General features: G+C 38.6%; 19 protein-coding genes and 1 other RNA gene. 3 read left to right on the forward strand and 17 right to left on the reverse strand.

The window, feature by feature from the left end; translation table 11 throughout:
- Positions 1-71: 71 nt before the first annotated feature.
- On the forward strand, positions 72-512 hold the full coding sequence (locus EBF12_RS00445) for a Sua5 YciO YrdC YwlC family protein (RefSeq protein WP_121725897.1): 441 nt from the start codon (positions 72-74) through the stop codon (positions 510-512).
- Positions 513-776, forward strand: coding sequence for an RNA-binding S4 domain-containing protein (locus tag EBF12_RS00450; RefSeq protein WP_121725898.1), 264 nt, complete (start codon positions 513-515; stop codon positions 774-776).
- A gap of 60 nt (positions 777-836) precedes the next feature.
- Here EBF12_RS00450 and EBF12_RS00455 read toward each other — a convergent pair whose 3' ends face one another.
- The 14 genes from EBF12_RS00455 to EBF12_RS00515 form a co-directional block, all read right to left on the reverse strand.
- A complete protein-coding gene (locus tag EBF12_RS00455) occupies positions 837-2672 on the reverse strand; it encodes an alkaline phosphatase family protein (protein WP_121725899.1) in 1836 nt (611 codons plus the stop codon).
- 265 nt (positions 2673-2937) lie between these two features.
- On the reverse strand, positions 2938-3735 hold the full coding sequence (gene dapF, locus EBF12_RS00460) for a diaminopimelate epimerase (RefSeq protein ID WP_121725900.1): 798 nt from the start codon (positions 3733-3735) through the stop codon (positions 2938-2940).
- Position 3736: 1 nt separating this feature from the next.
- Positions 3737-4345 carry a dephospho-CoA kinase gene (gene coaE, locus EBF12_RS00465; protein ID WP_121725901.1) on the reverse strand — a complete coding sequence of 203 codons (609 nt, stop codon included), beginning with the start codon at positions 4343-4345 and terminating at the stop codon, positions 3737-3739.
- Between the two features lie 9 nt (positions 4346-4354).
- Positions 4355-5143 (reverse strand): spermidine synthase, encoded by a 789-nt coding sequence (locus EBF12_RS00470; protein WP_121725902.1) that lies wholly within the window; start codon positions 5141-5143, stop codon positions 4355-4357.
- Positions 5144-5236: 93 nt separating this feature from the next.
- Positions 5237-5334, reverse strand: an RNA gene (gene ffs, locus EBF12_RS12295) — signal recognition particle sRNA small type.
- A 44-nt stretch (positions 5335-5378) separates the two neighbouring features.
- Positions 5379-6059: a homeostatic response regulator transcription factor HsrA gene (gene hsrA, locus EBF12_RS00475; RefSeq protein WP_121725903.1), complete on the reverse strand. Its 681-nt coding sequence runs from the start codon at positions 6057-6059 to the stop codon at positions 5379-5381.
- A 48-nt stretch (positions 6060-6107) separates the two neighbouring features.
- Positions 6108-6866, reverse strand: coding sequence for a polysaccharide deacetylase family protein (locus tag EBF12_RS00480; RefSeq protein WP_121725904.1), 759 nt, complete (start codon positions 6864-6866; stop codon positions 6108-6110).
- The gene (gene flgL / locus EBF12_RS00485; RefSeq protein ID WP_121725905.1) at positions 6863-9430 is read right to left on the reverse strand and encodes a flagellar hook-associated protein FlgL; all 2568 of its coding nucleotides are present in this window, start codon (positions 9428-9430) and stop codon (positions 6863-6865) included. The genes EBF12_RS00480 and flgL overlap by 4 nt, the downstream gene beginning before the upstream one ends.
- 157 nt (positions 9431-9587) lie before the next feature.
- Positions 9588-13304, reverse strand: a complete 3717-nt coding sequence (gene carB / locus EBF12_RS00490; protein ID WP_121725906.1) for a carbamoyl-phosphate synthase large subunit — start codon at positions 13302-13304, stop codon at positions 9588-9590.
- A 103-nt stretch (positions 13305-13407) separates the two neighbouring features.
- Positions 13408-13722, reverse strand: a complete 315-nt coding sequence (locus EBF12_RS00495) for a hypothetical protein (RefSeq protein ID WP_121725907.1) — start codon at positions 13720-13722, stop codon at positions 13408-13410.
- Between the two features lie 9 nt (positions 13723-13731).
- Entirely contained in the window at positions 13732-13950 is a 219-nt protein-coding gene (locus EBF12_RS00500) for a hypothetical protein (protein ID WP_121725908.1), read from the reverse strand.
- A gap of 18 nt (positions 13951-13968) precedes the next feature.
- Positions 13969-14838 (reverse strand): formyltetrahydrofolate deformylase, encoded by an 870-nt coding sequence (gene purU / locus EBF12_RS00505; RefSeq protein ID WP_121725909.1) that lies wholly within the window; start codon positions 14836-14838, stop codon positions 13969-13971.
- Positions 14835-15719, reverse strand: a complete 885-nt coding sequence (sppA, locus tag EBF12_RS00510; RefSeq protein WP_208630924.1) for a signal peptide peptidase SppA — start codon at positions 15717-15719, stop codon at positions 14835-14837. The genes purU and sppA overlap by 4 nt, the downstream gene beginning before the upstream one ends.
- Positions 15720-15738: 19 nt before the next feature.
- Positions 15739-16119 carry a RidA family protein gene (locus EBF12_RS00515; protein ID WP_121725910.1) on the reverse strand — a complete coding sequence of 127 codons (381 nt, stop codon included), beginning with the start codon at positions 16117-16119 and terminating at the stop codon, positions 15739-15741.
- 83 nt (positions 16120-16202) lie between these two features.
- On the opposite strand from EBF12_RS00515, the gene EBF12_RS00520 reads away from it, so the two are divergent.
- Entirely contained in the window at positions 16203-16670 is a 468-nt protein-coding gene (locus tag EBF12_RS00520; RefSeq protein WP_121725911.1) for a hypothetical protein, read from the forward strand.
- An 83-nt stretch (positions 16671-16753) separates the two neighbouring features.
- Here EBF12_RS00520 and oadA read toward each other — a convergent pair whose 3' ends face one another.
- The 3 genes from oadA to EBF12_RS00535 all read right to left on the reverse strand — a co-directional run bounded on the left by oadA (position 16754) and on the right by EBF12_RS00535 (position 20574).
- Positions 16754-18553 (reverse strand): sodium-extruding oxaloacetate decarboxylase subunit alpha, encoded by a 1800-nt coding sequence (gene oadA, locus EBF12_RS00525; protein WP_121725912.1) that lies wholly within the window; start codon positions 18551-18553, stop codon positions 16754-16756.
- Between the two features lie 105 nt (positions 18554-18658).
- Positions 18659-19405, reverse strand: a complete 747-nt coding sequence (locus tag EBF12_RS00530) for a YaaA family protein (RefSeq protein WP_121725913.1) — start codon at positions 19403-19405, stop codon at positions 18659-18661.
- Positions 19402-20574 carry a DUF3298 and DUF4163 domain-containing protein gene (locus EBF12_RS00535; protein ID WP_121725914.1) on the reverse strand — a complete coding sequence of 391 codons (1173 nt, stop codon included), beginning with the start codon at positions 20572-20574 and terminating at the stop codon, positions 19402-19404. Before EBF12_RS00535 ends, EBF12_RS00530 begins: the two co-directional genes overlap by 4 nt.
- Between the last annotated feature and the right edge of the window lie 13 nt (positions 20575-20587).

A 20587-nucleotide genomic window follows, 5' to 3' on the forward strand; every position in this document is an offset into this window, starting at 1 on the left:
GCACATCAAAAGGGATTATTTATCTTATGATAAGATTTTGAATCTTTAATTAAGATTCTAGGGAGCTTAAGATGAGGCAAGATTCTATATTTTTAGCACAAAGTGATACTACAGCAGGATTATTAAGCAAGAATCCCAAGATTCTAAACCTTTGCAAATCACGCCCAGAATCTCAACCATTACTCATAGAATCTTCTCATTTGTCGGGGCTAAAAAAACTTGTGCGTGTGCCAAACAAGCATAAAAATACTATCCGCAAAGCTAAAAATAGCACCTTTATCTATCCTAATGGCAAGGCAGTGCGAGTGGTGAAAGATGAGCTTCACTCACGCTTTTTGTTAGATTTTCAAATGCTTTATTCCACTTCAGCCAACCCAACAGGGAAGAGTTTTAGCAAACAATGGGCTTATGAAGTGTGCGATGTGATTGTGTGTGATAGGCGAGGATTTAAAGAATCTAGCCCATCAAAAATGTATAAAATCAATCGTTGCAAAATCCAAAGGAGGCGGTAAATGCGTGTAGATAAGTTTTTGAGTAGTGTAAATATCCTTAAGCGGCGGAGTATTGCCCAAGATATGTGCGATAATGGTGTGGTAAAGATTAATGGTAATGTCGCAAAAAGTAGCAAGGAAGTGCGTGTGGGTGATAGAATCTCGCTTCATTACTTAGAATACACAAAGCACTATGAAGTCCTAGCCCTCCCCACAACAAAAACAATTCCCAAAAGCAAAAGTAGCGAGTATTTTAAGGAGATGTTTTTAAATCCTAGCTCCTAACTTCCCTTAAATTCTAAACATTTCTAAATCCTCCTAACAATAATCAATACAATCTCTCTCCTACTTAAATGTGCCGTTTTTGACTTCTTCTGTAATATCTTGCCAATTTGACAAATCAAAAATGCTATTTCTAACCTTGTAGCTCAATAAAATATCATACATATTGCTAAGCATTCTGCCCGTTCCACCATCAACAAACGAAAAAATTAGCTCTCTATTTTTGATTGGTTTTTTCAATACACTTGGTCCAATATGAGGGCATACAGACCCTATCTCATCACAAGCAAACGCCATTGCATCGCTATTGCTGACAAAAATATCTCGGTTTATTTTCAATTTTCCCCTTGCATTAAATTCCTTCACAAGAATAAGAACATGAGAATTTCTAAGTTCCTTCCTCGGAAAATCAATAAGCGGAGCACCAACTCCACCATTGCCGTGATCACTTATGATAATAATCTTTGTATTATCATATATCCCCTGTTTTTTAAACCAATCCAACCACTGTGTAAGTTTCCGAATATAACACAAATGATTAGAATATGCCAATCCATCTTGATCATTTAACACTTTTAGGCGATACTCTGAGTGCGAATTAATAGGCATACAATTATTTTTAATATCGAGCAAATATGGAAAATGTTCGCTTGCTTCAAGCAAATACTTAAAAGTTTGTTTTTTTGCGTCAAGATTTGACAATTCAGCAAAAGTTGCAAGTGTCGAAACATTGCTAATAGCACTTTCATAATGATTATTTAAAAGTGAATGAGAAAAAAACCAGCCTCCACCTTGATATATCCTAGTTCTCAAAATATATGGAGTAGCCCTAAAAAGTCCAATAGAGAATAATTCACCAATAGGCAAAGATTCTTCCAAACCAATATTTTGTATCTTGTAAATATCTCTGTAAAATGTATTCCATGATTTATAAGCTTCAGACGGAATAAGAAAAACTTGCTTGCTCAATTTTTTAGCAAGCAATTCTTCATCCGTTAAGTGCACTGTCCCTATTGTTACCTCATAATTCTCTCTCGCAAAAGTGTTGGCAACTCCAGCGACTGCGTTTGCGGTCTCCTCAGATAAATTATATTTTAATTTTCGTTCATTAATCGCTATTGGATGATAGTGTGCACCTCCACTTATAGATGGAGATGAACCAAATGTAATATTCGAAGCTGAAAGTGAATTTTCATAATATGTAAAGCCATCAAAAATATCAAAAAGCTCTGGCTGATCCTTAAGTGCTTGAGTGAAGTTATCTGCCTGCACCATATCTGAAAATAGCACGAGGATATTCTTTTTTTTTGAAAAACTTAAATATGGAGCAATATATTTAGGTGCTTTAAATACATCTTCAGAACTACGCATCTGTATAATCTTATCCTGTTTAGCTATATCTGTTTGTGTAGATGCAATCTTATGTACTTGAGAAACAATATCACCAACACTGACAAGAGTGGATATTACAAATATAGCAAGCAAAAATAATAAAACAAACAAAGCAAATAGTCCTATCTTCCTAATAAATAAAACGAAACACAATATGCAGAGAAACAAAATATATAACATATCAAAATACTTGGCATATATATGTGAAATCCCAGCCCCACCATCACGAAATAACAAGCCATCAAGCTGAGCGTAAGGTAAACCTGTAAAAATATTTCCTGTAAAAATGAAAGTATAGCTAAAGCATACCAATGCCAACACACTTACACCATAAGCTCCAAGTTTTAACAACCTTGTCTTATAAAAGAAGCTTGTAAGATAGATAAATCCAAATGAAGAAAGAATAAAAAAGCCAAACAATGCACCAAGCGTTTGATAAGTTTGGCTTATATCAAATTGAGATACATCACTGCTATATACTGCATAAGGACTAAATACACATATCATAAAGCAGATATTAAGTATGGCTAGAATGCTAATATTACGATAGGTTGTATAGGTTTTAGAATCTAGGGCAGTATGCGGGGTGAATATGCTGAAAAAAAGTTGCTTAAACTCAAATTTTTTGAATTGTGTCCTAGTTTGTACTGGGAATATATCTTTATCAAAGAGATTATTTTGCTGTATGTTAGCTACACTTAAATCTTCTTCTACACTGAGATTACCCCCCCCCCCTGCTGTTTAATATGTGTCTTTTCCACTTATCTCTCCTTTATACAAAATCAAGCCACTCACAAATGGCGATGCGTTGGACTTTGCCCTTAAATAAAATATGCTGATTTTCTGTCATTTGCAGCTCTAAAGTCTCATTGCTCGGTGGGATAAACAAAGCCTTTTTCTCGCAAAACCCCAACCTTAAAGCCATAGCAAACACCGCAGCTGCACCTGTCCCACACGCTTGAGTAATATCCTCCACACCACGCTCATAAGTCATATAAAAAATCCTATCATTTCCAACATAGGCAAGATTCACATTTGCATTATACTTCTCTCGTAAATCTTTCAAAAGCCTATCTTTTGTGTATGTTAGCATTTTTTTATCGCTAACAAACCCTACAAGATGTGTCACCCCTGTATCAAGCAACGCCCAAGTGCTAACACTATAAGGATTAGATTCTATCACGCATTCTTCCATTATTGTATAAGCACCCAAATCACTCTGCACCAAGCTTGTATCACTCTCATCTATTTCAACCCCTATGATTCCAACTTGAGTTAAAAAACTATGCTTTCTAGGAGCTATGCCCTCTGCAAACGCATAATGTCCTATGCTTCTACTCGCATTGCCACACATTCTAGCCTTTGAGCCATCAGCATTGTAAAATTCCCACTCATACGCATAATCTTTGCAATCCTGCCCCAAAAGAAGCACAACCATACCATCAGCACCAATGCCATTATGTCGCTCACATACACGCTTTGCAAGACTAGAGCGACTCCCATCATCACGCTCAAAACTTTGAAAAATCAAAAAATCATTGCCACTGCTACTATATTTGACAAAACGCATATCAACGCCTATATGAAGGAAGGGATTGCAAATAAGATTCTAGCCGTTGTTGTAACGAGCGTAAATCCCCATCATTACCTATAATATCATCTGCCAAGCGACATTTTTCTTCAATGGGCATCTGTGCATCAAGTCGTGCTGTAGTTTCATTAAGACTTAGATTATCACGCTTTATGATTCTAGCAATTGCCTTGTCTTTTGGCGTATAAACCACAAGAGAGCGTACCACAGGATAAGCCTCCTTGCCACCAACTTCAAAAAACAACGGAATATCTAAAAAATACCACACTCCCTTTTCTTCAAGCCGCCACGCTTGAGCTAGAATCTCAGCTTGAATGGATGAATGCAAAATATTTTGAAGTTTCTCTCGCTCTTTACTTGAGCTAAAAACAATTTTGCCCAACTTCTTGCGATTAATCTTTCCATTCTCCTCCACAATAGAATCCCCAAAAGCTTCAATCACTTCAGCCGCATTTTCATCAAGCATTTTATGAGCTATGCTATCCGCACATATACTTTCATATCCATACAATGAGAGAAAGCTTACAAGTGTGCTTTTTCCACTTCCAATAGAGCCTGTCAATGCAATAGCATAACGCAATTCCCCCATCTTTACTCCCTAAAAACGCGCAATACCATTGAGTTTGTCAAACAAAAAGTTTGGCAGCACAAAGGCATTTTCGTGAATCTTGGCATTATAGTATCGCAGCTGTGGAAGAAGATCAATTTTTTGCAAAAGCATATCGGCACAAGGATGAAGTCGCTTGGAAGCAAAAATGTAACTTTTATCACTCAAAATGCTTATATGTGAGAAAAAAGGCATAATGATTTGAAAAAAATCCTCGCAATGTTTGAACGATTCAATAAATAGATGTTCTTCAAGCAAAGGGTGATGATTGCGAATAATCAAAATCCCCTCATTTGTAAGCATACGCGACAAACCATCAATTTGATGTTTATTAAGAATAGAATCCGCTATAATAACATCATATTTTTTAATCTCCAAATCCATCACTTGAGCCACGAGCCTAAAATCTTTGTGTTGCATTACTTGATGAAAATGTGGCAAAAAACTCATTAGCGAATCAAGACTTTTTTTATCCCCCTGTACACAATCAACACTCACATTGTGCTTCAAACACTCATAGGCAATCTCAAGATTAAAGCTATCAAAAAGCAATACATTCTTCGCTTGTTGGATAACACAAAGCGGTATATGTGCAAGAAGCTCGGATTCTATATGGAGATATTTTTTAAGCATTAAATGCTGTTCATCAATCATCACCACTTCATCAAAATCAGCACTTTGAAAAATCTCCACAATATGTGTGCTGCGTGAATCTGCGATTTTTCTCTCAATAGTGTATTCTTGTCTAAAATTTGGCGTAAGCTGTCGTGTAATCCACATAATAAAACCTTTTTCAATATTGAATCTAAGGGTTAAACTCTACAAAATATTTCTAAAGATGAAGTTAATGACAAGCAAATGAAGCCCAAAAACTCCCTTACAGGTGCTTATGGCACACAAAACTATAAGATGCTCTGCTGTGTTCCCACCCTGAAGCGTTGTCTCATAACCCTATTGCATAAGTCTGTAAGGAAGCGGCGAAATTATACCTTAAAGTGCTTAAAAGTGATTGAATTTAGCTTTCACTTGGTTTTTTTGGATAGCAGAAACGATACCCTCTGCGGCGAACCGTTTCAATCGTGCCAATATTAAGAGGCTTGTCCATTTTTTGACGAATCTGATTAATCGCCACTTCAATGACATTTGGCGTTACAAGCTCTGGCTCCTCCCAAATTGCATCAAGAAGCTGCTCTTTTGAAACAATCTGGTCACGATGACGAGCAAGGTGAGTAAGCACCTCAAAAGGCTTACCTTTCACCTCAATCTCTTGCCCCTTATATGTAATTTTCTCCTCATCTGGATTAATAACCAAATCTTCAATCTCAATAACACTTGACCCCCAAAAACGCAATCTTGCCTGAATCCTAACAAGCAAAACTTCAGTATTAAAAGGCTTAGAGATAAAATCATCAGCACCTTCCTTAAAGGCACGAAGCTCATTCTCAACGCTAGATTTGCTAGACATTATTACGACAGGTGTGCGAGGAGATTTTTCTTTAACCTGTGAGATAATATCAACTCCACAGCCATCGGGCAAGTCCCAATCCGACAAAACCAAATCATAATTGCGAATACTAATAAAATACTCACCATCTTTTAGATTCTCTGCAACATCAGTTTGGTAATTGTGCGTGTTCAACAACTCTTCAACACTTTTACATAAAGCTGAATCATCCTCAATAACCAAGATTCTCATTTTCCTTTCCTCTCAATACTTAAAATTAGCTTCAATTATAACACAATTTTATAACAACAATTTCCCAATTCTAAAATTTCTTGTGCTTGATGTAGCAAACAACACTTTTTTAAACCAAAAAAGATTATCTTTTACATCAAACCGCTTGAGTGCATCATTATCCCCTTCTATTTGATTCAAGCCACTTTGCATTGTGTAAAATGCCTCATAGCCCATACTCTTAGCTGTGCGGAGCAAACCTTGATTATAATTCCCATCAGGCCAAGCTAAATGTTTTGTATCTACACCAAGCTGTTCTTTAATCAAACGCTTTGAAAGTTCAAAATCATCGTGCCACGACATTGAGACAACATTTGAAAACTGATAGGTATGCGTCATAGAGCCAATGCTAAACACATCTTGCATTTTACACACCTCTTCCCAATTACACATCACGCTCCTTGGGCTATGCAAAAGCGTATTTTTACATTCGCTATGCGGAATTGGTTGATAATCCTCATTTTGTTTTGAGGCTTCATCTATCCACTCTGTTACGATGAAAAGCCCAGCCTTTACCCAATGATGCTTTAATATTTCATAAGCATTTTGATAAATATCCCTCCACGCCCCATCAAATGTGAGAAGCACACACTTTTGTGGCATATCCATCTTGCCATGCTTGATAGCTATCATATCATCAAGGCTAAGAAAAGTATAAGACTTTTTCTGCAAATACTGAATCTGCTTTTCAAAAACTACCAATGAAACGCTATGAGAATCCTGCATATCACGGATATGTGTATAACGGAGTATGGGAATGCAATTCATAGGTAATTTACCAACGACATTTGATTAATGCGACTTGTTGAAGCAAGCACGGCATTATAATTTGTTGTAAGATTTGAGAAGTGATTATAAGTCTCTGCAACATCGGTGCCAATCGTATCACTCTTAATAGATTCTATCTGCACACGCAAAACTTCATTGCGTCTAATAACATTTTCAAAACTCCTACTATGCGCACCATTAAGTGCTATCATTTTTTCTATATGATCACTCAAATGCCCAAATAACTCAATAGCATTTTGAATCCCCTTATTACGCATTTCACTCGTATATTCCTCCCCATACGCATCAGGGCGATACACCCCAGTCCTCACAGCCTCAATAATACCATCAAGAGATTTGAAAAAATTTACATCAGGCTCATCAATGGTAAGTGCGTTGTTTGCATTAAAAGTCAATGAAGAGCGATAGTTGCGTATCCCCTGCTCACTAAAATCATTACTCGCATTATCATACATCATAAACTTCATACGCGATACAGATCGCATTTCATCACTTATCTCTATGCATCCATCTTGCGTTAGATACGCGCTTACACGCCCTTTTGTTTGAGTTAAAAGTGCTTCATAGACATCTTTTCCTGTTTGGGTTGGTGTGCCACCTTGGGCTTGAGCGTTTTTATAATATTCCATAGGCTGATTGCTATAATTCAACGCGATATTAATCGCATCAAGTAGCTGCCTATAAGACACATCATCAGCTTTACTGATTGTTACTGCCGGTGGCTCATCGTGCGGATTATAAAGTGGGATAGAAAACTCTGCTTGGGACTTTGGGTCATTCAAGTCAAAATCTGCATTTGGCAACACTAAATAAGAGCCTTTATTGCTAAACTCAATCCGTGCATTAACTGGGATTCCATTATGGTCATCAAGCACAAGCTTATAAGTCTGCCCATCTAAACTCCCTCCAGCAACTTCAGAGAGCTTTGTCTCGTCATTGGCATACCCCATACCATTTGATAGAATCTGTGATACATTGGAGATGAGTTTTGAGCCTTGATTATCAAAGCTGACTTGATCATACTCGGTGCGGTAATCCCGCCTAATTCCCTTTGTCTCTAATCCCATATTATTAAGTGTTGTGAGTGAAAGGCTAAAGCCACTTGGTCCATTATATGGCGGATTCATCATATCCCTGTCTTTATGTGTTACATTCATATCACGCAATACAAGCTCACCACGGATAATCTCTCCCTCAACCTTACCGCCAAAATGCTTTTTAATCATCGCAAGCAAATCTTGCACTTCTAAGTCATCACTTATATCCACACTCAAAGCCTCAATAGGCTCTTCATTAATCGTGCCATCATCGTGATTTGGACGAGTCCCAGCTATCACAAGTGTGCTTACATCTTCGCTTAACACATCTTTTAACTTAGTTGTAAGCGTAGCGGGAAAATTATCTTTAGTCAGCAAAGTTGAAGGAAAAGTAAGATTTCTATGATCATAATTATCTTTTATCGCTTCAAGATGAGATTGCGAAAATTCTCCCATAAATGTGCTTTTTTGAAAGCTTGTAACCCTTGCCCCAAGGGAGGGTAATTCATCGATATTCTCAACATCCATATCACTTGATATGAGATTAAAGTCTAAGTTTGCATTACCGGGCTGAAGATTCTTAATCTCAATCTGCCCCCAAAAATTCAAACTCACATCAACAACTTTATTCTTGCTCGTATTCCCAAACTCCTTGCCAATCTTATCAAGTAAATCTTGCACTTTTGTTGCATTGTTTGGATTCTTATATCCCACATCAAAGTCAAACTTGCTCTTAAAACTCGTTCCATCTGGTCGCACACCGCGTAGATAAAAATATTCTTTGCCATTGTTGCTTGTATCATCATCGTTATCACCTAGCAAATCCCTTAGTGTATCACCAGCCTTAATATACACCTCTTCAGGTATATCGCCACGCTTGATTCTGTCCATAATGTCATTATTAAGCTTTGTTTGATTAAATTTACGAATATTTGTCGTTATGCTCTTATGATGGTCAGAATCCCGCCCAAAAAACAGCTCTTGCCCCGTGATGTTGTAAGGTATAGGATTATTGTTACTCACCAAAGCTTCAAGTGTTTCATTATTCCCTTTGTATGTACCATCAGGCTCAAAAGGGCGAATTTTGACATTGCTCCCAGCAAAGAGAAATTCCCCGCCAATGGAAGTGTTGGCAATATTTATCATATGATCTTTAAGCTTTTCTAAATCCCTAGCAATCGCCTCTCGCGAAGTTGGTGAATGTATATCATTTGCCGCTTGAATAAGTTTTGTATTAAACTGCTCAGCAGTTTGGGAAAGCTCAGCTAAAGCCTTATCGGTATTAAGCGTGGAAGTATAGGCATCATTACCCACATCAATGCCTTGATCAAGATTAATTTTTTCATACTCAAGCTTGAGATTCTGATTAAACACACTACTATCTTGATAACCATATTGAATCTTAAGCCCCGAAGCAATCTTGGTATTTATATCCATAAGTTTGCTTTGCATCGTGCCTTGATAATAATTCATTTGGTTATATTTTGTGCCAAATGTAACTCTCATTGTCTTGTTCCTTGCATATTTTTTCATCCTTGAAATAACTCTGCCTTATCTACATCGGCATTTTAAGCAAAAATAATACCTTTTTTTTAGTTTATTGACACTTTTTTCTTACCCAAAACCCCAAAGTTACAGATTCTAGAATCCTGCAAAATACCACCTAGCTTTCTAAATATTCCTGCAAAGCAAAAGCTTGATTAAGATTGTATTTCTTAATATCCCTAATCGCCTCAATCGCCACACGAGCCGCAGCTAAAGTTGTAAAATACGGAATGGAGCTTTTAATAATTTGTGTGCGGATAATATGCGTATCATCTTTATTTGAAAGATTATCGCTTGTATTGATAGCAAGGGCGATTTGATTATTCATCATACGATCTATGATATTTGGTCGCCCCTCACTTACTTTCAAAATATGGCTTGATTCAATGCCGTTTTCACACAAGATCTTATATGTCCCTTCCGTAGCACAAATAGAAAATCCAAGCTTGATAAAATCACTTGCCAAAGCTACGCCCTCTTTTTTATCACATTGTGCAAGTGATAAAAACACCTCCCCCTCTAATGGCAAGGCATTTTTACACGCAAGCTGACTTTTAGCAAAACTTAACCCAAAGCTTCTACCTATCCCCATAACCTCACCTGTGCTTTTCATCTCTGGTCCAAGCGAAAGCTCCGCTCCACTGAGTTTTGTAAAAGGAAAAACAGATTCTTTCAAACATACATATTTAAGTGCTTTTGGCTTTAAGGGCTTTTGTGTGAAATCAACTTTTTTATATTTATCATAAAATCTCAATGCTTCTTCTAGTATAGAATCTGTTTGTGTAAAATCCTTAGATTCTTTTTTTCTTACACTATGATTCCACATTACTCTTGTAGCGATTTTGGCTAAAGGAAGTCCGGTAGCTTTGCTTACAAAAGGCACGGTGCGACTAGCTCTAGGATTTACTTCAATCAAATATAACTCATTATTATAGATTGCATACTGCACATTCATAAGCCCCACTACGCCAAGATTTAGGGCGATTTTAGCCGTGCTTGTTTCTATCTCTTTTATCATAGATTCTCTAATGTTTATTGTTGGCAGGGAGCTTGCACTATCCCCGCTGTGAATCCCTGCCTCTTCAATATGCTCCATTATCCCGCCGATATACACACTCTCCCCATCGCTAATGCAATCTACATCAAGCTCAATGGCGTATTCCAAAAATTTATCAATAAGCACCGGGGAGCTATCACTCACAGCGATTACTTCGTCCATATACTGCTTTAACTCATCATCATCATACACTATCCGCATAGCCCGCCCACCAAGCACATAGCTCGGTCTAACAAGCACTGGAAAGCCGATTTTATTTGCCACGCTATAGGCTTGTTCTTTTTCATAAGCTATGCCATTTTGAGGTTGTTTTAGCCCTAGATTATTAACAAAACTTGCAAACTTTTCTCTATCTTCTGCGGTGTCTATGACTTTTGCACTTGTGCCGATGATTTTAGCATTGATTTTTGTCAAAGAATTAGCAAGTTTTAAGGGCGTTTGTCCGCCAAAATGCACGATTATACCATCTGGTTTTTCTCTCTCAATAACCGCACGGACGCGTTCAAAGTCAATAGGCTCAAAGTAAAGCACATCGCTTGTATCATAATCTGTGCTTACCGTTTCTGGGTTGCAATTATACATTATGCTTTTTATGCCTAAATCATTGAGAGCAAAGCTTGAATGAACGCAGCAGTAGTCAAATTCTATGCCTTGACCGATGCGGTTAGGACCACCACCAATAATCATAACCTTTTTAGGCGTCGTCTCTTTTGGCAATTCAGCTTTTTCATTATTTTCTTTTCGCAAAAAGGGGTTTATCCCCTCCCCGCTCCCCTTAACCCCGAAAAAGCCGCCGCTTTTTCGGCAATCAAGGGGAGTGCCTCGCTTATCCCTCTCTAGCTCCGCTTTGGCGGCGACACTACTGCCGCCTTGAATCCAAAGCTCCGCACCACGAGAGGGGCGAGATTCTGTCATTGTGGAATCTCCTTGAAATTCTAAGCTTACAGAATCCACAATTCTAGGATTTGCGGTATTGTCCGCAGATTCTAAGGAGAAGCTAGAATCTTGGCATTCTAAGGATTGAGATGAGAAATCGGCGTTTTCAAGCGAGCCAACAAGAAGCTTACTAGAGGTAAGTGCCGCAGTTGGCGAACGCAGAATCGCCGATTTATCGCTCAATACTGAATGCCCACCTAGAACTTGAAAGTTGCCTATTGTTGAGTATAGGTAGGGCGTAAGACTAGGAAACTCCGCCGCACAAGTATCCACCTCATTATACACACACTCTACACCAAGCCCAACTCTTGCCTGATACACCTCACTCTCACTTATCTCCATTCCATCATTATGTTTGAGCCAATGGGCTATCATCTTATCGCTAAAGCCATAGCTTTTTATCCGCCGCATAAGAGTTTCATCGCTTAGAATCTGCGAAGTAATGCTAGATTCAGAATCTACAATTTCTTTTATCTCGTGTAAAAACCACTTATCAATCTTGCATAGCTCGTGCATCTCTTCAATACTCATTCCAAGCCCAAAGCCCTCTGCGATATAAAGCAGTCTATTTGCATTAGCTCGTCTAATCTCCTTTTTAATAGTCTCTAAATCATTGCAGATTTGATTTAGCCCAAATATGCCTGTCTCAAGGCTACACAATGCCTTTTGCAAACTCTCTTTGAAGCTCCCACCAATCGCCATTACTTCGCCAATAGACTTCATACTTGTTGTGAGTGTAGAATCTGCCTTTGGGAATTTCTCAAAAGTGAATCTAGGGATTTTTGTAACAATATAATCAATGCTAGGCTCAAAACTCGCTGGTGTGCCTGTAATGTCATTTTTTATCTCATCTAGGCTAAAGCCAACTGCTAGCATTGTAGCAACTTTTGCAATAGGATAGCCTGTTGCCTTACTCGCTAGGGCAGAGCTACGCGATACACGCGGATTCATCTCAATCACAGTCATTCTGCCATTTTTTGGATTTATAGCAAACTGCACATTGCTCCCACCGGTATCTACGCCAATCTCACGCAGGATTTTAAAACTCGCATCACGCATTCTTTGATATTCTTTATCTGTGAGTGTCAAAGCTGGTGCGATAGTAATGGAATCGCCTGTATGCACGCCCATAGGATCAAGATTTTCAATGCTACATACAATAATGCAGTTATCAAACTTATCCCGTATGACTTCCATTTCATATTCTTTCCAGCCAAGCAGGGACTCTTCAATTAAAATTTCATTAATCGGGCTTGTTTCTAAGCCATTTTTTGCCACCGCTTTAAACTCATCAATATTATATGCCACACCACTACCCCCACCTGCAAGGGTAAAACTAGCCCTTATAATAAGCGGGAATCCTATCTCTTTTGCTGCCTCTAGGGCTTCTTCCTCTGTGTAGGCATAGCGGGATTTTGGCAAGTCCATACCAATTTTTAGCATAGCTTCTTTAAAAGCCTGTCTGTCCTCGCCCTTTTTTATCGCACTAGGCTTTGCACCTAAAAACTCTATGCCCTCTAACATTCCCTTTTCATACATACTCATTGCGACATTAAGGGCTGTCTGTCCGCCCATAGTAGGCAGAATCGCATCTACTTTTTCTTTTTTAATAATATCTGCAATAATCTCTTCAGTAATCGGCTCAATATAAGTGCAATCCGCAAAGTCTGGATCTGTCATAATAGTCGCTGGATTTGAGTTTATAAGCACGACACGATAGCCAAGACTTTTTAGTGTCTTTACCGCTTGTGTGCCTGAATAGTCAAACTCACAAGCCTGACCAATGACAATAGGACCTGAACCAATGAGTAAAATCGTGTGAATATCGGTGCGTTTTGGCATAAGAATCCTTTTTATATTCTCTAGATAAATCTTTGGATTCTAGCCTAAATGTGCTTAAGAATTGCTAGAAAACATTGATTGGGCGTAGAATATAAATCTCTCATCATACAAATTCCCACCATAAAAGCTCTCGCCACACAAGATAAAATAGCACAGCCCATAGCATAAAACAAAGTAACCAAGAAATACCCCACGAGATAAACACGCTCATTTGTGATAATGCCTTGTAGATTCTATCCATAATAGAATCTAGCCAAGAAGAGCTACTCTTTTTGCCCTTTTTACTTCTTTTGCCACTTCCCTTACGCGCATTATGTGCTGAAAACAAAGCTCTTTTACGCAAAGCAAAAAGTTCTTTAATACTTCTAGAATCTTGCACTTTTTTGGGCTTTTGAGCTTGAGCTGTTTTTCTAGGCATTTGTCATCTTTATATAAATGGCTTAATCAGCAAGACATATAGCCAAAAAGCTAGTAAAAGTCGCAGGGGTAAAGCCAAGCGGAGTGTGTAGAAGTGTTTTTGAAAGGTTTGGCTTGTATGCGGTGGAGCTTTAATACCACACACAAGATACACCAACCACTGCAACACGCAAAAAATGCCTATACACACATCAATCAGCACTTCAAGTATCGCATATTTTGAATCCATTTTCAACCTAGCTTATTTTTAAAATACAATTGTTTTGTTTCCATACACAAAGATTCTATCTTCCAAAGCGAGATTAAGCCCACGAGATAGGACAATTTTTTCAATATCTCGCCCAGCCTTTTGCATATCCTGCCACGAATAGCTATGATTGATATGTATCACATCTTGGGTGATGATAGGACCCTCATCAAGATTCTCATTGACAAAATGTGCCGTAGCACCGATGAGCTTCACGCCTCTTTGATGTGCTTGTTTGTAGGGATTAGCCCCGATAAATGCAGGTAAAAAGCTGTGATGAATATTGATAATGCGATTTTCAAAATGTGCAACAAACTCATTTGTGAGAATCCGCATATACTTTGCCAACACAATATAACTATGATTAAAGCTATTAATACACTCCAAAAGCTTATCTTCGTGTGCTTTGCGACTTAACCCCTCTGCGGAAATATGAAAAAAAGGTATCCCAAACTTCATAGCTAAAGGTTTCAACACATCATAATTACTAATAATTGCTTCAACTTGTGCGTTTAGCTCTCCGCTATCGTGTCTAAGGAGCAAATCCCCAATGCAATGATTTTCTTTCGTGCAAAGGATAATAATCTTTTTTTTACCCACACCTTGAATCTTAAGTGTGCTGTGTTTGGGCAGAATAGATTCTAGCCTTTCGTGTAAAATCCCATCATCAACCTCGCCACAAGTATGTGTCCGCATAAAAAATCGCTCATTTTCCTTATCCACATACTCATCATTGCGTTCAATATTTAATCCAAGCTCATACAACACTGATGAGATATGATACACAAGCCCTTTTTTGTCCGGCGCACTAATCAATATCACGCGTTCATTATACTTTTCATTAGCTTGAGTAAGATTATGCCCTCTCATAAAGTAGCCTTGAGTGAAGGAAGTGTCAAAGATAGAATCTTGGAATTCATAGTATCAAAAAGCTTATCCATATAAGTTTCAAACTTATCCTTTTCAAGCCAAATAAGCTTATCTAGCCCCGCTTTTTGTTGTAATAAATCCATTGCCTCTTGCATAGATGCCACCTTATCAATCAAGCCAAGCTCCAAAGCTTTATTAGCAGAAAATACCTTTCCTTCAGCAAAATCGTGATAATCCCTACTCTTTAGTTGTTCCAGCCTAGCTTGTAATACATCTGTATAAAACATAGCATATTGCTCTTGCAAAAGCTCTTCAAGGAATTTTCTCTCCTCTTTGCTCCATTGACGCATCATCGTGCCTATCTCTTTATACGCTCCTGCCTTAATGCCCTGCTCTTTTACTCCCACCTTTTGCATAAGCTCTTCAACATTCACACCGCTGAAAATCACCCCCACAGAGCCTATTAATGCTCCACGATTAGCATAAATTTCACTCGCATACATTCCTGCATAGTAGCTTCCACTCGCCATTGAGCCTTGCACATAGGCAATCACGGGCATTTTTTGAGCCAAATCTTTTATCATATCAGCAATTTCAATACTCGCTCCAACTAGCCCACCCGGAGAATCTATCACAAGCAACACACCTTTAATATTTTCATTTTCTTTGATTTTTTTCACTCCTTGTGCAAAACTCTCACTCTCATAAATTGGCATTGTAAGATGAAGCTTTGCCGCATTTGGTGGGTTACTCTCCACTTCATCAACACTTGATAACACCACAAATAGCACAATAAACAAAAAAAGCAACGCCTTAAAGTATTTATTGATAAAATCAAGCGGTGCAGTAAAAATACGAGCAATATTGCGTAAATCCTCCATATTTTCCTCCTTTAGAATCTTAAAGCACGGCAATACACTCAATTTCTACAAGTGCATTTTTGGGAAGTGTTTTTACTGCAATGGTGCTTCTAGCAGGTTTATGTGAGCCAAAAAACTCCGCATACACAGCATTGAGTGCATTAAAATGCTCCATATCACTCAAAAAAACACTTGTCTTAATGACTTTTTGCAAACTGCTCCCTGCAGATTCTAAAATAGCTTTAAGATTCTGCAATACTTGTGTGCTTTGAGCGGTAATATCGCCATCTACAAACTCTCCTTGTGGTGTGAGGGCGATTTGCCCAGAAGTATAGATTAAACCATTATGAACATAGGCTTGAGAATAAGGACCGATGGCTTGGGGGGCATTTTTAGTGCTGATAGGCTGTGTATTTTCCATAAAATTCCTTTAAAAATAAAAAACTTGAGATATAATTCTAGCAATTAAATCTAAATCACAAATTTCATTTTTAAAGGGTGAGTATGCGTATCAAGGGCGTATTTTTGGCAATGTGTGTGGGCTTTGGTAATATTTTAGCGGATAATATGATTCTTGATTTTGAGACTATTGAACGCATTGAGCTTAATCTCAAACCCAATCAAACCCTAATGATTGACCATAAAAGGGGTGTGCTGCTTGGTATTATGGAGATTGCACCTAATGGCTCAATCAAGCGTTTGCCTATCCCAAAAGAGCTATTAGGCAAAAGTGAAGCCGATGTGATGTGTGGCTCAAAAAGCCAATATGAAAGCAATACAAGTCATTTTGGCGGTAGCCCCATGACAATTTATCACAAAAATATTAAAGGCAAAGCAAAATCCGCTACAGGCAATGAAAAAGCAATAGAATCTTCATCAAGCGGGATTAAAAAACGCGAGGGCAACAGAGAATGGGACAAAAGCAAGATTATCTACGAGCAAGAAGAACAAACACTTGATATTTTACGCTAAATTTTAGACAAGTAGAATCTTACGAGCTTGGTGGTTTTAAGCAGATTCTTACAATAAACAGAATCTACTTAGAGCATAACACATTAGCCAAGTAGCATTATAGCTACATCGCTTCCTATTTGTATTCCTTGCGTGGCATAAATCTCTTTGACTACGCCATCTATGGGAGCTAGCACTTCATTTTCCATTTTCATCGCCTCTACAATCGCTAGAGTATCGCCAAGCTTCACCTTATCACCCACTTGCACCTTAAGCTTTGTGAGTGTGCCGGGCATTGGAGACTTAGCGTGTCCGGGAGCTGTGGCTTGTGGCAATGCCCCTGCCTTTTGCTCTTTGTGAATCTTAGCTTCAAGCGATGTATCCACACTTTCTACAAAAACTTCCTTGAGCTCCCCATCTACGCGGATAAAAAACGGACGCACTTCATCAGTTTTCTCCCCACTGCCCTCCACTTTAATTTCATAATGCTCACCATTAACAACGATGTTAAACTCCTTAGGCAGCTTACTATCGCATTTTTCCTCAAAACATTCTAATGGTTCAGGTTTTAACGCATTGGCATTACGCTCACGCAAAAATGTCGCGGCGATATTACCAAAAATAGCAAAAGAAATTACATCGTGTGGGGTTTTTGCAAACTCTACTGAATCTTGCCTTGCTTTCTCTAGCTCTGGCTGCAATAAATCCGCCGGACGCACATTTATGATTTTCTCCCCCTCACCTAGCACTTTTTTGACTAAAGATTCATTTAATGATGCGGGTGTGCGTCCATACAAGCCCTTAATAACATTACGCGTTTCTGTGGTAATGGTCTTATACCGCTCACCCATTAGCACATTAAGCACTGCTTGTGTCCCTACGATTTGACTTGAAGGCGTTACCAAAGGCACATAGCCAAAGTCCGCTCTCACCTTTGGAATCTCACTCATCACAGAATCCATTCTATCAAGGGCATTTTGCTCTTTTAGCTGATTTGCCATATTTGAAATCATACCGCCGGGAATCTGGCTTAACAAAACGCGTGTATCAATTTGATTATATTGAGATTCAAACTTTTTATATTTTCTGCGGTTTTTACGCAAAATCTCCGCTGCCCTCTCCATTGGCTCTAGCTCTAAGCCACTATCCCACTTTCTCCCTTGCAGTGTGGCGACCATTGACTGCGTACAAGGGTGGCTTGTGCCTTCGCTCAAAGCAGAATTTGCCAAATCTAGCACATCAACACCAGCTTCGACTGCCTTTAAATGTGAGCCAAAGGCAAATCCAGCCGTTGAATGCGTATGCAAACTCAAACTCACACCTAGTTCCTCTTTAAGTGCCTTGACCAAATCATAGGCTACAAAAGGTGTCAAAAGCCCTGCCATATCTTTAATAGCAATAGAATCACAGCCCATTTTCACTAGCTCTTTAGCGTATTCCACAAAACTCTGTATTGTATGCACCGGTGAAGTTGTGTAGCAAATCGCCCCTTGTGCGTGCTTGCCATATTTTTTTACAGATTCAATAGAAGTTTTGAGATTCCTAGCATCATTAAATGCATCAAAGATTCTAAAAATATCCATTCCAGCTTGAGCAGATAGCTTGACAAACTCTTCTACCACATCATCAGCATAATGCCGATAGCCGATGAGATTCTGCCCTCGTAAAAGCATTTGCAAAGGCGTTTTCACACAGACTTTTTTAAAAGCATACAAACGCTCAAAAGGATCTTCTTTCAAATACCGCAAACAAGTATCATAAGTCGCCCCACCCCAAACTTCCAAACTATGAAACCCAACAGAATCAAAAATCTCCGCCGCTTGGATTAAATCCTCTGTCCGCATACGCGTAGCTAAAAGTGATTGATGTCCATCTCTTAAGCTATTTTCTGTGATTTTTATCATTGCCTTCACCTTATATTTGAAATTGCACCTTGCCTTTGGACTACACGATGTCTAGCAAAATGCTAGGATTGTATCGCATTTGATATTATAAAAAGTAAAATCCCTTTAGGATATGACCTCATAAGTTAAGATTGTAGCATTTTCAAACGCTTTTTTGTCGCATAAACTCAACTCATCAAATGCCAAATGCTCTAGCTCCCTACTAGAATCCACTCCTTTTTGAGCCACCACCCTCGCATAAATTCCGCGATAGTGTTTAGCATAATGGCTCACTCTCTTGCCATTTTTTAAAAACACCACTTGTGTGTAATGCTTGCATTTGCCCACTTGATATACCTTGAGATACGCCTCTGCACGCAAATCCAGCACTTCATCTTGCTCTAAAAGCCCATCAATATTTGGCTTAAGATTCTTATATAATGTTTTTAGGGCAAATGCCCCCTTGCCCTTGCCTTGATGGAGATTATAATAAGGCAAAAGTGTACCTGCTCTAACCATTCCAAACAAATTACTAAAAATATAAAGATGTTCCCGCATATATGCCATTGCTTGAGAATCTAAGCTCTCAAAATTTAAAGCTTTATACCCCACGCCATTATAAAGCCTTATGGCTTCAATACACGGGGAGCTAAGGCAGTTTTGTGCTAGAGCCAACTCATCTAGGTCTAATTTTTTACTGCCAAAAAGTGTGGCAATCTCACTCTCATCACCACTTTGCAAAAATGCCACATATTCTTTTACCGCTAAAGATATGGCACTAGATTGTGTTTGAAATACTTGTGAATCCCCACTTTGCGATGTTCTATCACTTGGAATTATCTTGCCTTCACTTGGGCTAAATAGAATCTTCATTTAAGCTCTTGTGGCAATGCCAACACTTCATTAATAATGGGCGTATAAACAGAATCTGCTCTTAGTATTTCCCCCAACTGCCCACGCCCCTTTATACCCAAATCTTCAGGGCTAACAACCACGCGTATAAAACCACTCGCATAAGGGGCAATCTCATAAGGCTGCCATATCATCACAATTCCCGCCCTAGTTATAAAAAATAAATTAGTCATTTGCCTTAAGGGCAAAGATTCACCAAAAAGCTCATCTTTTTGCGCCTCTAGCTTTTTGCTTAGCAAAGCTAGAATCTTATCCTCTTTACTCATATCAAACACATCTTCAATCTTATTTGAAAGCTCCTTGCCACTCTGCAGTGAAAAGCTACGGAATGCAATCTCGGTATTGCCGTGCGCCCCACCCTCATAGGTATATTCACTTTGCCTAAAGGTAATGATTTTTGTCCTAGCTACAACTTCTATATTGCTATCATACTCGCTATTAAAGATCAATCCCCCGCCATCTTGTGTGAGCTGACTAAAGCTATCTTGTAGCTCTTTTTTTAGGCTATTTATAAGACTTTGTTTATCTTTTGCTCCATTATTCAAAGCTAAATTTAGATTCTCAATTGCCTCTTGTGGAATCTTATTGTTTTGTGGAATAAAGGCTTTTGTGATACTTTTTATATATTCCACATTTTGCCCTTCAATAATCTCACTTGTCTTAAAGCTCTCTGTAAAAAAATCAACCTCATACAGCTCACAGCTCTCACATACCTTAAAGGCAAACTCCTTGCCCTTTAGCTCACCCTCCGCATTCCACACGCCCTTTAGCACCAATGCTTGAGACTCTAGCCCAGTTTCAACCTGTGAGAGTGAAAAATGCGAAGTCTCATCATTATCCGTTAGAGTAATGTCTATAACCAATACTCCATTTATTCTATTAAGATACATATTCACAGCCTTGTGCTGACTACCAACAATACCAAAGGCGACATAGAATCTTCGCTCGTTTGGCAATAGCCCAAGCATTTGGCTAAACTCACTCTCGCTGCGGACTTTTAGCACAAGAGGGTGCTTATCCTGATTTATGCTAGATTCTTCTTTTTTAGAATCCGTGCTATCCCCACAGCCAACAAACATTACTCCACCAAGTAGCAAAGCAACACCACAAGCAAAAAGATACTTTTTCATTTTCTTCCCTTTA

The organism is Helicobacter labetoulli (assembly GCF_003670275.1).
Classification (GTDB): domain Bacteria; phylum Campylobacterota; class Campylobacteria; order Campylobacterales; family Helicobacteraceae; genus Helicobacter_C; species Helicobacter_C labetoulli.

Coding starts and splice junctions, on each gene's coding strand:
- EBF12_RS00445 (WP_121725897.1), top strand. CDS start 72: ATGAGGCAAGATTCTATATTTTTAGCACAAAGTGATACTACAGCAGGA.
- EBF12_RS00450 (WP_121725898.1), top strand. CDS start 513: ATGCGTGTAGATAAGTTTTTGAGTAGTGTAAATATCCTTAAGCGGCGG.
- EBF12_RS00455 (WP_121725899.1), bottom strand. CDS start 2,672: ATGATATGTGTATTTAGTCCTTATGCAGTATATAGCAGTGATGTATCT.
- dapF (WP_121725900.1), bottom strand. CDS start 3,735: ATGCGTTTTGTCAAATATAGTAGCAGTGGCAATGATTTTTTGATTTTT.
- coaE (WP_121725901.1), bottom strand. CDS start 4,345: ATGGGGGAATTGCGTTATGCTATTGCATTGACAGGCTCTATTGGAAGT.
- EBF12_RS00470 (WP_121725902.1), bottom strand. CDS start 5,143: ATGTGGATTACACGACAGCTTACGCCAAATTTTAGACAAGAATACACT.
- hsrA (WP_121725903.1), bottom strand. CDS start 6,059: ATGAGAATCTTGGTTATTGAGGATGATTCAGCTTTATGTAAAAGTGTT.
- EBF12_RS00480 (WP_121725904.1), bottom strand. CDS start 6,866: ATGAATTGCATTCCCATACTCCGTTATACACATATCCGTGATATGCAG.
- flgL (WP_121725905.1), bottom strand. CDS start 9,430: ATGAGAGTTACATTTGGCACAAAATATAACCAAATGAATTATTATCAA.
- carB (WP_121725906.1), bottom strand. CDS start 13,304: ATGCCAAAACGCACCGATATTCACACGATTTTACTCATTGGTTCAGGT.
- EBF12_RS00495 (WP_121725907.1), bottom strand. CDS start 13,722: ATGCCTAGAAAAACAGCTCAAGCTCAAAAGCCCAAAAAAGTGCAAGAT.
- EBF12_RS00500 (WP_121725908.1), bottom strand. CDS start 13,950: ATGGATTCAAAATATGCGATACTTGAAGTGCTGATTGATGTGTGTATA.
- purU (WP_121725909.1), bottom strand. CDS start 14,838: ATGAGAGGGCATAATCTTACTCAAGCTAATGAAAAGTATAATGAACGC.
- sppA (WP_208630924.1), bottom strand. CDS start 15,719: ATGGAGGATTTACGCAATATTGCTCGTATTTTTACTGCACCGCTTGAT.
- EBF12_RS00515 (WP_121725910.1), bottom strand. CDS start 16,119: ATGGAAAATACACAGCCTATCAGCACTAAAAATGCCCCCCAAGCCATC.
- EBF12_RS00520 (WP_121725911.1), top strand. CDS start 16,203: ATGCGTATCAAGGGCGTATTTTTGGCAATGTGTGTGGGCTTTGGTAAT.
- oadA (WP_121725912.1), bottom strand. CDS start 18,553: ATGATAAAAATCACAGAAAATAGCTTAAGAGATGGACATCAATCACTT.
- EBF12_RS00530 (WP_121725913.1), bottom strand. CDS start 19,405: ATGAAGATTCTATTTAGCCCAAGTGAAGGCAAGATAATTCCAAGTGAT.
- EBF12_RS00535 (WP_121725914.1), bottom strand. CDS start 20,574: ATGAAAAAGTATCTTTTTGCTTGTGGTGTTGCTTTGCTACTTGGTGGA.